Consider the following 11,223-nt stretch of genomic DNA (forward strand, 5'->3'; position numbering starts at 1 on the left):
AGCCAGCGTCTGCCGTTGCTCCGGCCTTTGCGGTTGCTTCGGCGGGTGCAGGGCGCAGCCCTGCCAGCACACCCACACCCTCACCTCACTGAATCGAAAACCGGTTTCGGCACGGCACTTGCACTGGCTCCAGCAGACAACCCCATCCCTGTTTCTGGAACCGTTGCAGATGTCCCACTCCGTCACTTCGATCCTTTCGCAGATCCGCTCCTATCAGACCCAGATGGGGCAGCCGGCGCTCAACCCGCTGGGCGAAACGCCGCGCAGCAACGCCCTGCCGGGCACGGTGCTGGACGCGCCGCAGGCCCAGCCGCCCAGCTTCACCGAAACCCTGCGTGGTGCGATTGCCGGCGTCAACGATGCGCAACAGAAATCCGGCGCCCTCGCCAAAGCCTTCGAAATGGGCGACCCCAGCGCCGACCTCGCCAAGGTGATGGTCGCCTCGCAGCAGTCCCAGATCGCCTTCCGCGCCACCGTGGAAGTCCGCAACCGTCTCGTCCAGGCTTACCAGGACGTGATGAACATGCCGCTGTAAGGAATAGAGACGCATGGCACTGACGCTCTCCAAGGACAGCCTGAACGCCGAAAAGGCCGGGCAATGGTTCGACCGCCTGCAGAGTCTGCAGATCACCCGTCGGCTGGGCCTGATGGCGATGATCGCGGTGGCGGTGGCGGCAGGCCTGTCCGTGTTCTTCTGGTCGCAGAAGCCGGGCATGGTCCCGCTGTACACCGGCCTGGACCAGAAGGCGACCGCTGAAGCGACCGACCTGCTGCGCGCCGCGCAGATTCCGTTCGCGCTCGACCCGGCCACCGGTGGCATCACCGTGCCGGAAAAGAACCTGCACGACGCGCGCCTGAAGCTGGCCGGCTCCGGCCTGACCGACAGCGGCAAGCTCGGCTTCGAGCTGATGGAGCGCGACCCGGGCTTCGGCGTCAGCCAGTTCGTCGAAAGCGCGCGCTACCAGCATGCGCTGGAAACCGAGCTGTCGCGCACCATCAACACGCTGCGCCCGGTGCGCGATTCGCGCGTGCACCTGGCCATTCCCAAGCCCAGCGCCTTCACCCGCCAGCGTGACGTGGCCAGCGCCTCGGTGACCCTGGAACTGCGTGGCGGCCAGCAGCTGGAACGCAGCCAGGTGGACGCCATCGTGCACATGGTCGCGGCCAGCATCCCGGATCTCGCCCCGGAACGGGTGACCGTGGTCGACCAGAGCGGGCGCATGCTCAGCGTCAGCGACCCGAACAGTGAGGCGGCGGTCAACGCTGCCCAGTTCGAACAGGTGCGCCGCCAGGAAACCTCGTTCAACCAGCGCATCCGCGAGCTGCTGGAGCCGATGACCGGCCCCGGCCGCGTCAACCCGGAAGTGAGCGTGGACATGGATTTCTCGGTAACCGAGGAAGCCCGTGAGCTCTACAACGGCGAACCGCAGAAGCTGCGCAGCGAGCAGATGAGCGAGAACACCACCAGCACCCCGGGCCCGCAGGGCGTGCCGGGCGCGACCAGCAACAGCCCGCCGGGCCAGCAGGCCGCGCCGGCCACCGCGCAGGCGCCGACCGAAAGCAGCAAGAACGCGACCCGCAACTACGAGCTGGACCGCACCCTGCAGCACACCCGTCAGCCGGCGGGCCGCATCAAGCGCGTCTCGGTGGCGGTCCTGGTGGACAACGTGCCGCGCGCCGGCGCCAACGGCAAGGTCAGCCCGCAGCCGCTGTCGGCCGCCGAATTGACCCGCGTCGAGGCACTGGTCAAGCAGGCCGTCGGTTTCAATGCCGAGCGTGGCGATACCGTGTCGGTGATGAACGCCCCGTTCGTGCGTGATACCACGCCGGTCGAAGGCCCGGCCTGGTGGGAGCTGCCGTGGGTGCACGATGCCGGCCGCATGCTGCTGGGCGCCGTGGTGGTGCTGGCATTGCTGTTCGGCGTGCTGCGCCCGGCATTGCGTGCGATCACCGGCCAGAACAGGAAGAACGACGAACAGGCACTGGAACCGCACACCGCGGACGTGCAGCTGGTCGATGACGATGGCATGCCGCTGCCGGCGCTGGGCGCCGACCGGGCCAGCCTGGGCGGGCCGGATGCACTGGCCCTGCCGGTGGATTCATATGAGGAACGACTGCGGATGGCGCGTGAAGCCGTGAAGACCGACTCCAAGCGCGTGGCCCAGGTGGTCAAGGGCTGGGTGGCCAATGACTGAGGCACAACTGACCGGCGTGCAGCGCGCGGCCGTGCTGCTGCTGTCTCTGGGTGAGCTGGATGCAGCCGAAGTGCTGCGCCACATGGAACCCAAGGAGGTGCAGAAGATCGGCATCGCCATGGCCACCATGACCGACATCACCCGCGAACAGGTGGAACGGGTGATGGACCAGTTCGGCCAGGAACTGGGCTCGAAGACCTCGCTGGGCGTGGGCTCGGACGACTACATCCGCAACATGCTGGTGCAGGCGCTGGGCAGCGAGAAGGCCGGCAACCTGATCGACCGCATCCTGCTCGGCCGCAACACCACCGGGCTGGACGCGCTGAAGTGGATGGACCCGCGCGCGGTGGCCGATCTGGTGCGCAACGAGCACCCGCAGATCATCGCCATCGTGATGGCGCACCTGGAAACCGACCAGGCCGCCGACGCGCTGAAGCTGCTGCCGGACCGCACCCGCGTGGACGTGCTGCTGCGCATCGCCACGCTCGACGGCATTCCGCCGAACGCACTCAATGAACTCAACGAGATCATGGAGCGCCAGTTCGCCGGCAACCAGAACCTGAAGTCGTCCAACATCGGCGGCGTGCAGTGCGCGGCCAACATCCTGAACTTCATGGACAGCGGCCAGGACCAGGCGATCCTGGGCGAAATCGCCCGCATCGATGCGCCGTTGAGCAACCGCATCCAGGACCTGATGTTCGTGTTCGACGACCTGGTGGATCTGGACGACCGCGAGATGCAGCTGGTGCTGCGCGAAGTGAGCGGCGAGCGCCTGGGCCTGGCCCTGCGCGGTGCCGACATCAAGGTGCGCGACAAGATCACCCGCAACATGTCGCAGCGCGCGGCCGAGATCCTGCTGGAAGACATGGAAGCCCGTGGCCCGGTGCGCCTGTCCGACGTGGAAGGCGCGCAGCGCGAGATCCTGGCCATCGTCAAGCGCATGGCCGATGAAGGCGCCGTCACCATTGGTGGCAGCGCGGAGGCCATGCTGTGAGCAACGTCGTGCGCTGGCTTGCCCCGGACCTGCTGGCCCAGCCCGACCCGGTGCTGGATCAGGAGGATGCGTTCGAACTCACCGAGCCGGACCCGGAACACGAACCCGAGCCACCGCTGCAGCTGCCGACCCTGGAGGAAATCCAGGCCATCCAGGACAGCGCCGAGAAGGAAGGCTTCCAGCACGGCCATAGCGAAGGTTACGGCCAGGGACAGGCGGAAGTGCGTCGCCTCGCCGCGCAGATCGAAGGCATCCTCGACAACTTCAGCCGACCGCTGGTGCGGCTGGAGAACGAAGTCGTCGGCGCACTGGGCGAACTGGCGGTACGCATCGCTGGCGCGCTGGTCGGCCGCGCCTACGAAGCTGACCCGGCACTGCTGGCACAGCTGGTCGGTGAGGCGATCGACGCGGTGGGCGGCAGCACCCGCGAGGTCGAAGTGCGACTGCACCCGGACGACATCGCCGCCCTCGCCCCGCTGTTGAGCCTGCCGCCACAACAGCGCCTGGTGCCAGACACCAGCCTCAGCCGCGGCGATCTTCGCGTGCACGCCGAAGCCGTGCGCATCGACGGCACCCTGGAAGCCCGCCTGCGCGGCGCGCTGGACGCGGTGATCCGCCAGACCGGAGCCAATGCATGACCCCCGATCCGCAGCCGACGCCGCCACCGGCCGACTGGGCCATCGCCCGCAACCTGCGCCTGGCCCGTCGGCTCGATGGCCTGCGCGTGGATACCGCCCATGGCCGTGGCCTGATCCGCGAAGGCGTGCTGCGCCGCGCGGTCGGACTGACCCTGGAAGCGGTCGGCTGCGAAGCGCCGCTGGGTGCCAGCTGCAAGGTGGAAGTGGTCGATGGTGGCTGGGTCGATGCCGAAGTGGTCGGCTTCGCCGGCGAGCGCACTTACCTGATGCCGAGCGCGGAACTGCACGGCCTGCTGCCCAATGCGCGGGTGGTGCCGTCCGCACGCCGTGGCGGCGTTGAAGTGGGCGAAGGCCTGCTCGGCCGCGTCATCGACAGCGACGGCGTGCCGCTGGACGGCAAGGGCCCGATCCGCGCCGAGGGCCATGTAGGCATGGCCGGCATGTCGATCAATCCGCTGGCACGTGAACCGATCACCCAGCCGCTGGACGTGGGCGTGCGTGCGATCAACGCGCTGCTGCCGATCGGCCGCGGCCAGCGTGTCGGCCTGTTCGCTGGTTCTGGCGTCGGTAAGTCGACGCTGCTGGGCATGATGACCCGCTACACCGCCGCCGACGTGATCGTGGTCGGCCTGATCGGTGAACGTGGCCGCGAAGTCCGCGATTTCGTCGAGACCACGCTGGGCGAAGAAGGACTGCGCCGCGCCGTGGTGGTGGCCAGCCCCGCCGACCGACCGCCACTGGCGCGCCTGCACGGCGCCTACCGCGCCACCGCCATCGCCGAATGGTTCCGCGACCAGGGCCTGAATGTGCTGCTGCTGATGGACTCGCTGACGCGCTTCGCCCAGGCGCAGCGCGAGATCGGTCTGTCGGTCGGCGAGCCGCCGACCACCCGCGGTTACCCACCGTCGGTGTTCGCCAAGCTGCCGGCACTGGTCGAACGCGCCGGCAACGGCGCCAAGGGCCGTGGCTCGATCACCGCGTTCTATACGGTGCTGACCGAAGGCGATGATCCGCAGGATCCGATCGCCGATGCAGCGCGCGCGATCCTCGACGGCCACATCCTGCTCTCGCGGCGCGTGGCCGACAGCGGCCTGTACCCGGCCATCGACGTCGAATCGTCGGTCAGCCGTGTGGTCACGGAAATCGCCGACGAGCCGTGGCGCCTGCGCATCCGCAAGTTGAAGCGACTGGTCTCGGCCTACTCGGCCAACCGCGACCTGATCGCCATCGGTGCCTACCAGCGCGGCAACGACGCGGCCACCGACGAAGCCCTGGAACGCTGGCCGGAAATCATGGAGTTCCTCGGCCAGGACGTTGCCAAGGCCGCAGATCTCCCGCACAGCCAGGCGGCGCTGCAGCGCCTGGTGGAACAAGAGAGTTAAGCCATGAACCAGTCCAAGCGCATCGATCCCCTGCTTAAGCGGGCCCAGGAACACGAGGACGCGGTGGCCCGCGATCTGGCCGAACGCCAGCGCGTGCTCGATACCCATCTGTCGCGACTGGACGAACTGCGCCGCTACGCCGAGGAGTATGCGAATGCGCAGATGGCGGCGACCAGCCCGGCGCAGCTGCTGAACCGGCGCGCGTTTCTCGACCGCCTCGACAGTGCGGTCGAACAGCAGCAGGCCACGGTCAATGGCAACCGCGAGAAGGTGGAAGCCGAGCGCGCCCGGCTGATCCTGGCCAGCCGTGACAAGGCCGTGCTGGAACAACTGGCCGCCAGCTACCGCGCACAGGAGAAGGTGGTGACGGACCGCCGCGACCAGCGCGAGATGGATGACATCGGTGCCCGCCGCGCCCGCCTGGTACAGATCGAAGACCAGGACGGCGCCGAGCAGGGAGGCCGCTCGTGATGCCCCCGCCATTGGCCGGCAGCGCCAACGCGCAGCCGCAGAATTCCGGCAGCAGCGCAACACGCGCGCCACGCGGTGAGGGCAGCAAGGATTTCAGCCAGCTGCTGCAGGGTGGTGCGCCGGGCGCCGATGGATCCTCCAGGCCCTCGAACATGCCCACGTCGCCTGCACAGGGGGCGGCATCCGACAGCAATGGCCAGTCCAGCGCCGAGCGCAGGCCGGACAGCGCTGCCGTACCCGAAGAGACCGCGGCGACGGTGCCCCCGGTGCAAGCCAGGCCCGCTGCCGAAAAGGACGCCTCGGCGACGACCGAGGAAGCCCCATGGCCGCCGCTCGGCCTGGCAGGACTGGTACTGGCGGTACCGACGCCTGCCGATCCTGCCGCTGCTCTGCCAGCAGTGGCGACGGCCACCGATGCAGACGGCAATGCACTGCCCTCGCCCGCTGCACTGCCGGTCGCAGCAGCCCTGCCCTCCACAGCAGCGGCGACCGCTACGGCCACCGCCGAAGGCGAAGCCCCCAATGGGGCCGACCAGGCGACCACTCTGCCGTTACCTGAGCTGGTGCTGCCCGGCAAGCGCGGCGAGCGCGGTGAAGGCAGCGACGCAACCCTCATCGGCGACCGCGCCACGGCGCCGCTGCTGCATGCACCGGGCAACGCGGCTGTGCAGGATCTGAAGGCCGCGCTGGCCACGGGCAATGCCATCTTCAATGGCGAACCGACACCGAAGCCGGTGCTCGGCGACGATGGTTTCGACCAGGCAATCGGTGCGCGCCTGGGTTGGCTGGCCGACCAGAAGATCGGCCATGCCCACATCCGGCTGAGTCCGGACGACATGGGTCCGGTCGACGTGCGCCTGCAGTTGAACGGCGACAAGGTGCACGCCAGCTTCAGCAGCCCGCATGTGGACGTGCGCCAGGCACTGGAAAGCAGCCTGCCACGGCTGCGTGAACTGCTGGGCGAACAGGGCTTCCAGCTTGCTCATGCCGATGTCGGCCACCAGGCCCCCGGCGGTGACGGCAATGCGACGGGGCAATCCGGCGCCGCCGGCATGGCCGGTGACGGAGAACCGTCGCCGGGCGATGGCAGTGTGTCGTCGGCCCAGCTGATCCGCCAGCGCGGTTTGCTGGACGCGTACGCCTGAAAGGCATGCCGACCAAGGTCGGCACCCACCAGAGCGGGGCGGTTGGCACCAGCCAGTATCGCGTTGGTGGGTGCGGAGCCTGCTCCGCACGGCCCCACCGGCACACCGACGGAATTCCGTCGCACCCCTCTCCTCCGCCTTCGGCACACCCCTTGCATATCCCGGTGAAGCAACCCTCAGGAGCTTCACCCCGTGGCCGCAGCCGCTGACAAAACCAAGAAGACCGCCGAGAAGGACAAGGCCGCCAAGCCGCGCAGTCCGATCCTGATCACCGCCCTGGTGGCCGTGCTGGCCGCCGCAGCCGCCGGTGGCGGCGTCTGGTTCTTCACCCAGTCCAAGCCGGAAGAGAAGACCGCGCAGGCCCCGAAGAAGTCCGCCACCCCGGCACCGGCGCAGTACTTCGCGCTGGACCCAGCCTTCGTGGTCAACCTCAACGGCCCCATCGACGGCCCGCGCTACCTGCAGCTGGAAGTGCAGCTGATGACCCGTGACCCGACCGCGCTGGAAGCGATCAAGACCCACGCACCGGCCATCCGCGCGCGCCTGCTGATGCTGTTCTCGCAGGTCAGCCCCGACCAGATCGCCGATGTCGCCGGCAAGCAGAAGCTGCAGGCCGCCTCGCTGGCCGAAGTGCAGAAGGTGCTCAAGGCCGAGACCGGCAGCAACGGCGCCGACGATCTGCTGTTCACCAGCTTCGTGACCCAGTAAGGGCCCACCGATGAATGACCTGCTGTCCCAGGACGAGATTGATGCCCTGCTCCACGGCGTGGACAGTGGTGCGGTCGAGACCGATCCGGAACCGCCGTCCGGCGAAGCGCGTTCGTACGACTTCGCCAGCCAGGACCGCATCATCCGTGGTCGCATGCCGACCCTGGAAATGGTCCACGAGCGCTTCGCGCGGCTGTGGCGGATCGGCCTGTTCAATCTGATCCGCCGTTCGGCCGAACTGTCGGTGCGCGGCATCGAGCTGATCAAGTTCAACGACTACATGCACTCGCTGTATGTGCCGACCAACCTGAACCTGATCCGCTTCAAGCCGCTGCGCGGTACCGGCCTGATCGTGTTCGAACCGACCCTGGTGTTCGCCATCGTCGACAACTTCTTCGGCGGCGACGGGCGCTACCCCACCCGCATCGAAGGCCGCGAGTTCACCGCCACCGAAATGCGGGTGATCCACCTGCTGCTGAAGCAGACCTTCGCCGACCTTCGCGAAGCCTGGGCACCGGTGATGGATGTCGACTTCGAGTACATCAACTCGGAAATCAACCCGCACTTCGCCAACATCGTGACGCCGCGCGAGTACGTGGTGGTGTGCCGCCTGCACGTCGAGCTCGACGGCGGTGGCGGCGACATCCACGTGACCCTGCCGTACTCGATGCTGGAGCCGATCCGCGAGCTGCTCGACGCCGGCATCCAGAGCGACCGCAATGACCGCGACGAGAGCTGGGGCCAGACCCTGCGCGAACAGCTCAACATCGCCGAGGTGACCCTGTCCAGCGTACTGGCCAGCAAGCGCATGACCCTGCGCGACCTGACCCAGCTGAAGGTCGGCGACATCCTGCCGATCGAACTCAGCCCGCAGGTGCCGCTGTGCGTGGAGAACATTCCCGTGTTCACCGGCGAATTCGGCATCGCCAACGGCATGAACGCCGTGAAGATCACCGCTACCCATCCGCCGGGCACCCGCCCGCGCGCACCCGTCATCCAGGAAGACCCGCAATGAACGATATCGACGCCCTCGAACCGACCCCGGCCCAGTTCAGCAGCCTGCAGGCCGATGAGGCGAACGGTCCTGACCTGAACCTGGACGTGATCCTGGACGTGCCGGTGACCCTGTCGCTGGAAGTCGGTCGCGCCCGCCTGCCGATCCGCAACCTGCTGCAGCTCAACCAGGGTTCGGTGGTGGAACTGGAACGCGGCGCCGGCGAATCGCTGGATGTGTTCGTCAACGGCACCCTGATCGCCCATGGCGAAGTCGTGGTGATCAATGACCGCTTCGGCGTGCGCCTGACCGATGTGGTCAGCCCGAGCGAGCGGATCCGGAGACTGCGTTGAGCCTGCTGGCCTCCACCCTGCTGGCGGTCGGCAAGACCGCCGCCCCGGTTGGCCCGCAGGTCGGCCAGCATGCGGCCGCCGCACCCAGCCTGTTCGGTGCGGTGCTGGCGCTGCTGGCCGTGCTGGCCCTGGTCGTCGGCCTGGGCTGGCTGCTCAAGCGCATGCCCGGCAGCGGCTTCCGCCCGGCCGAAGGCATGAAGCTGGTGGCCAGCCTCAGTGTCGGCGCCAAGGAACGCGTGGTGGTGGTCGAGGTCAATGGCCAGCAACTGCTGCTGGGCGTCACCGCCGGCGGCATCAACACCCTGCATACCCTGCCCGAACCGCTGCCGCCGCCGGCACCGGTGCGCGTGCCGGACTTCAAGAACCTGCCGAATTTCGCCCAGCTGCTGCAGCAGCGGCTGCGCAAGGACCCCTGACATGCGTGTCACCCGTACCCGTCTTGCCACCCTGATGCCGTGGCTGCTGATGCTTGCCCTGTGCCTGTTGCCGGCACTGGCCTTGGCCGCCCCGGGCGCCCCGACCACGCCGCTGCCGGACATCAACGTCGGCAAAATCGGCGGTGCGCCGGTCAGCCTGCCGCTGCAGACCCTGCTGCTGATGACGGCGATCACCCTGATCCCGTCGATGCTGCTGGTGCTGACCTCGTTCACCCGCATCATCATCGTGTTGGGCCTGCTGCGCCAGGCATTGGGCACCGGCCAGACGCCGTCCAACCAGGTGCTGCTGGGCCTGGCGCTGTTCCTGACCGCAATGATCATGCTGCCGACCTGGGACAAGGCCTGGAGCACCGGCATGGCGCCCTATCTCAATGGCGAGATCGACTTCCAGACCGCCTGGACGCTGACCACCTCGCCGCTGCGCGCCTTCATGCTTGCGCAGATCCGCGAGACCGACCTGATGACCTTCGCCGGCATCGCCGGGCACGGCACCTACGCCAGCCCCGATGCGATTCCGTTCCCGGTGCTGGTCGCCTCGTTCGTCACCAGCGAACTGAAGACCGCCTTCGAAATCGGATTCCTGATCTTCATCCCGTTCGTGATCATCGACCTGGTCGTGGCCAGCGTGCTGATGTCGATGGGCATGATGATGCTGTCGCCGATGCTGGTGTCGGCACCGTTCAAGATCCTGCTGTTCGTGCTGGTGGATGGCTGGGTGCTGACCGTGGGCACGTTGGCGGCGAGCTTCAATCCGGCGTGATCGAAAGGCAGTCGAGCCTGGCTCGACTCTACATAAGCAGATGGAATCCGAATGTCTCCCGAACTTGCCTTGACCGAACTGCGTGGCGGCCTGATCACCGTATTGTGGGTGGCTGGCCCGCTGCTGCTCACCGTGCTGGTGGTGGGCGTGGTGGTGGGCGTGGTGCAGGCCGCGACCCAGCTCAACGAACCGACCATCGCCTTCGTCGCCAAGGCGGCGGCGCTGACCGCGGTGCTGTTCGCGCTGGGCAGCCTGCTGATCGGCCACCTGGTGGAGTTCACCACGCTGTTGTTCCAGCGCATTCCACACCTGATCGGCTAGGACACGCGCTTCGATGGACGCCGCCACCCAGATGGCAGCCGACGGCCTGCAGGCCTTCGGCATGATCGGCACCGTGCTGTGGACCATGCTGCGCATCGGTGCCGTGGCCATGGCCATGCCGATGGTCGGCACCCGTGCCGTTCCCGCGCGGGTGCGCGTCGTGCTGGCCGGGACCCTGGCCATCGCGCTGGCGCCGCTGCTGCCGCCAGTACCGGACTGGACGGGCTTCGATGCCGCCACGGTCCTGACCATCGCCCGCGAACTGGCCATCGGCGTGTCCATCGGCTTCCTGCTACGACTGGTGTTCGAGGCCGGGGCGATGGCCGGCGAACTGATTGCCCAAGGCACCGGCCTGGCCTTCGCGCAGATGAGTGACCCACTGCGTGGCGGCACCTCGGGCGTGATCGGCCAGTGGTTCTATCTGCTGTTCGGCCTGCTGTTCTTCACCGCCAACGGGCACCTGGCGCTGATCTCACTGGTGGTGGACAGCTACCGGGCGCTGCCGATCGGCGCGCCGCTGCCCGACCCGCACGCCTTCTTCAGCATCGCCCCGACCTTCCTGCTGACCGTACTGCGCGGCGCATTGACCCTGGCGATCCCGCTGACCGTGGCGATGCTGGCAGTGAATCTGGCGTTCGGCGTGCTGGCCCGGGCCGCCCCGGCGCTGAACCCGATCCAGCTAGGCCTGCCGGTCTCGCTGCTGCTGGGCCTCTTCCTGCTGGCGTTGCTGGCCGGGGAAATGGGTCCGCCGGTACAGCGCCTGTTCGATGCCGCCTTCCAGGCTGCGGACGCGGTCACACACTGACCTGATCATCACGTTTTACT

14 protein-coding genes are annotated in these 11,223 nt (G+C 67.9%); all 14 read left to right on the top strand.

The window, feature by feature from the left end; translation table 11 throughout:
- Window positions 1–169 precede the first annotated feature (169 nt).
- The 14 genes from fliE (at window position 170) to fliR (ending at window position 11,203) form a co-directional block, all read left to right on the top strand.
- Entirely contained in the window at window positions 170–535 is a 366-nt protein-coding gene (fliE, locus tag N5D45_RS22245; protein WP_228355310.1) for a flagellar hook-basal body complex protein FliE, read from the top strand.
- A gap of 13 nt (window positions 536–548) precedes the next feature.
- Window positions 549–2,195 carry a flagellar basal-body MS-ring/collar protein FliF gene (gene fliF / locus N5D45_RS22250; protein ID WP_010485928.1) on the top strand — a complete coding sequence of 549 codons (1,647 nt, stop codon included), beginning with the start codon at window positions 549–551 and terminating at the stop codon, window positions 2,193–2,195.
- A 7-nt stretch (window positions 2,196–2,202) separates the two neighbouring features.
- A complete protein-coding gene (fliG, locus tag N5D45_RS22255) occupies window positions 2,203–3,189 on the top strand; it encodes a flagellar motor switch protein FliG (protein WP_228355363.1) in 987 nt (328 codons plus the stop codon).
- Entirely contained in the window at window positions 3,186–3,827 is a 642-nt protein-coding gene (locus tag N5D45_RS22260) for a FliH/SctL family protein (protein WP_010485931.1), read from the top strand. The genes fliG and N5D45_RS22260 overlap by 4 nt, the downstream gene beginning before the upstream one ends.
- On the top strand, window positions 3,824–5,209 hold the full coding sequence (locus N5D45_RS22265; protein ID WP_228355309.1) for a FliI/YscN family ATPase: 1,386 nt from the start codon (window positions 3,824–3,826) through the stop codon (window positions 5,207–5,209). The genes N5D45_RS22260 and N5D45_RS22265 overlap by 4 nt, the downstream gene beginning before the upstream one ends.
- A gap of 3 nt (window positions 5,210–5,212) precedes the next feature.
- Window positions 5,213–5,680 (top strand): flagellar export protein FliJ, encoded by a 468-nt coding sequence (gene fliJ, locus N5D45_RS22270; RefSeq protein ID WP_010485935.1) that lies wholly within the window; start codon window positions 5,213–5,215, stop codon window positions 5,678–5,680.
- Window positions 5,680–6,825, top strand: a complete 1,146-nt coding sequence (locus N5D45_RS22275) for a flagellar hook-length control protein FliK (RefSeq protein ID WP_279939644.1) — start codon at window positions 5,680–5,682, stop codon at window positions 6,823–6,825. The genes fliJ and N5D45_RS22275 overlap by 1 nt, the downstream gene beginning before the upstream one ends.
- Window positions 6,826–7,017: 192 nt before the next feature.
- Complete coding sequence (locus tag N5D45_RS22280; protein WP_228355307.1) at window positions 7,018–7,533, top strand: flagellar basal body-associated FliL family protein; 516 nt, start codon at window positions 7,018–7,020, stop codon at window positions 7,531–7,533.
- Window positions 7,534–7,543: 10 nt separating this feature from the next.
- Window positions 7,544–8,548 carry a flagellar motor switch protein FliM gene (gene fliM / locus N5D45_RS22285; RefSeq protein ID WP_010482429.1) on the top strand — a complete coding sequence of 335 codons (1,005 nt, stop codon included), beginning with the start codon at window positions 7,544–7,546 and terminating at the stop codon, window positions 8,546–8,548.
- On the top strand, window positions 8,545–8,880 hold the full coding sequence (fliN, locus tag N5D45_RS22290) for a flagellar motor switch protein FliN (protein ID WP_005409543.1): 336 nt from the start codon (window positions 8,545–8,547) through the stop codon (window positions 8,878–8,880). The genes fliM and fliN overlap by 4 nt, the downstream gene beginning before the upstream one ends.
- Window positions 8,877–9,296: a flagellar biosynthetic protein FliO gene (gene fliO, locus N5D45_RS22295; protein WP_010482437.1), complete on the top strand. Its 420-nt coding sequence runs from the start codon at window positions 8,877–8,879 to the stop codon at window positions 9,294–9,296. The genes fliN and fliO overlap by 4 nt, the downstream gene beginning before the upstream one ends.
- A 1-nt stretch (window position 9,297) precedes the next feature.
- Window positions 9,298–10,077, top strand: coding sequence for a flagellar type III secretion system pore protein FliP (gene fliP / locus N5D45_RS22300; protein ID WP_010482439.1), 780 nt, complete (start codon window positions 9,298–9,300; stop codon window positions 10,075–10,077).
- A gap of 51 nt (window positions 10,078–10,128) precedes the next feature.
- A complete protein-coding gene (locus tag N5D45_RS22305; RefSeq protein WP_005413254.1) occupies window positions 10,129–10,398 on the top strand; it encodes a flagellar biosynthetic protein FliQ in 270 nt (89 codons plus the stop codon).
- A 13-nt stretch (window positions 10,399–10,411) separates the two neighbouring features.
- On the top strand, window positions 10,412–11,203 hold the full coding sequence (gene fliR / locus N5D45_RS22310) for a flagellar biosynthetic protein FliR (protein ID WP_043395550.1): 792 nt from the start codon (window positions 10,412–10,414) through the stop codon (window positions 11,201–11,203).
- The last annotated feature ends 20 nt before the right edge of the window (window positions 11,204–11,223 follow it).

It is taken from the genome of Stenotrophomonas sp. GD03819, from assembly GCF_029841665.1.
GTDB classification, from domain to species: domain Bacteria; phylum Pseudomonadota; class Gammaproteobacteria; order Xanthomonadales; family Xanthomonadaceae; genus Stenotrophomonas; species Stenotrophomonas geniculata.

What these genes read in the sequence shown, in the direction of transcription:
- fliE (WP_228355310.1), top strand. Translation starts at nt 170, where the DNA reads ATGTCCCACTCCGTCACTTCGATCCTTTCGCAGATCCGCTCCTATCAG.
- fliF (WP_010485928.1), top strand. Translation starts at nt 549, where the DNA reads ATGGCACTGACGCTCTCCAAGGACAGCCTGAACGCCGAAAAGGCCGGG.
- N5D45_RS22265 (WP_228355309.1), top strand. Translation starts at nt 3,824, where the DNA reads ATGACCCCCGATCCGCAGCCGACGCCGCCACCGGCCGACTGGGCCATC.
- fliJ (WP_010485935.1), top strand. Translation starts at nt 5,213, where the DNA reads ATGAACCAGTCCAAGCGCATCGATCCCCTGCTTAAGCGGGCCCAGGAA.
- N5D45_RS22275 (WP_279939644.1), top strand. Translation starts at nt 5,680, where the DNA reads ATGCCCCCGCCATTGGCCGGCAGCGCCAACGCGCAGCCGCAGAATTCC.
- fliM (WP_010482429.1), top strand. Translation starts at nt 7,544, where the DNA reads ATGAATGACCTGCTGTCCCAGGACGAGATTGATGCCCTGCTCCACGGC.
- fliN (WP_005409543.1), top strand. Translation starts at nt 8,545, where the DNA reads ATGAACGATATCGACGCCCTCGAACCGACCCCGGCCCAGTTCAGCAGC.
- fliP (WP_010482439.1), top strand. Translation starts at nt 9,298, where the DNA reads ATGCGTGTCACCCGTACCCGTCTTGCCACCCTGATGCCGTGGCTGCTG.
- N5D45_RS22305 (WP_005413254.1), top strand. Translation starts at nt 10,129, where the DNA reads ATGTCTCCCGAACTTGCCTTGACCGAACTGCGTGGCGGCCTGATCACC.
- fliR (WP_043395550.1), top strand. Translation starts at nt 10,412, where the DNA reads ATGGACGCCGCCACCCAGATGGCAGCCGACGGCCTGCAGGCCTTCGGC.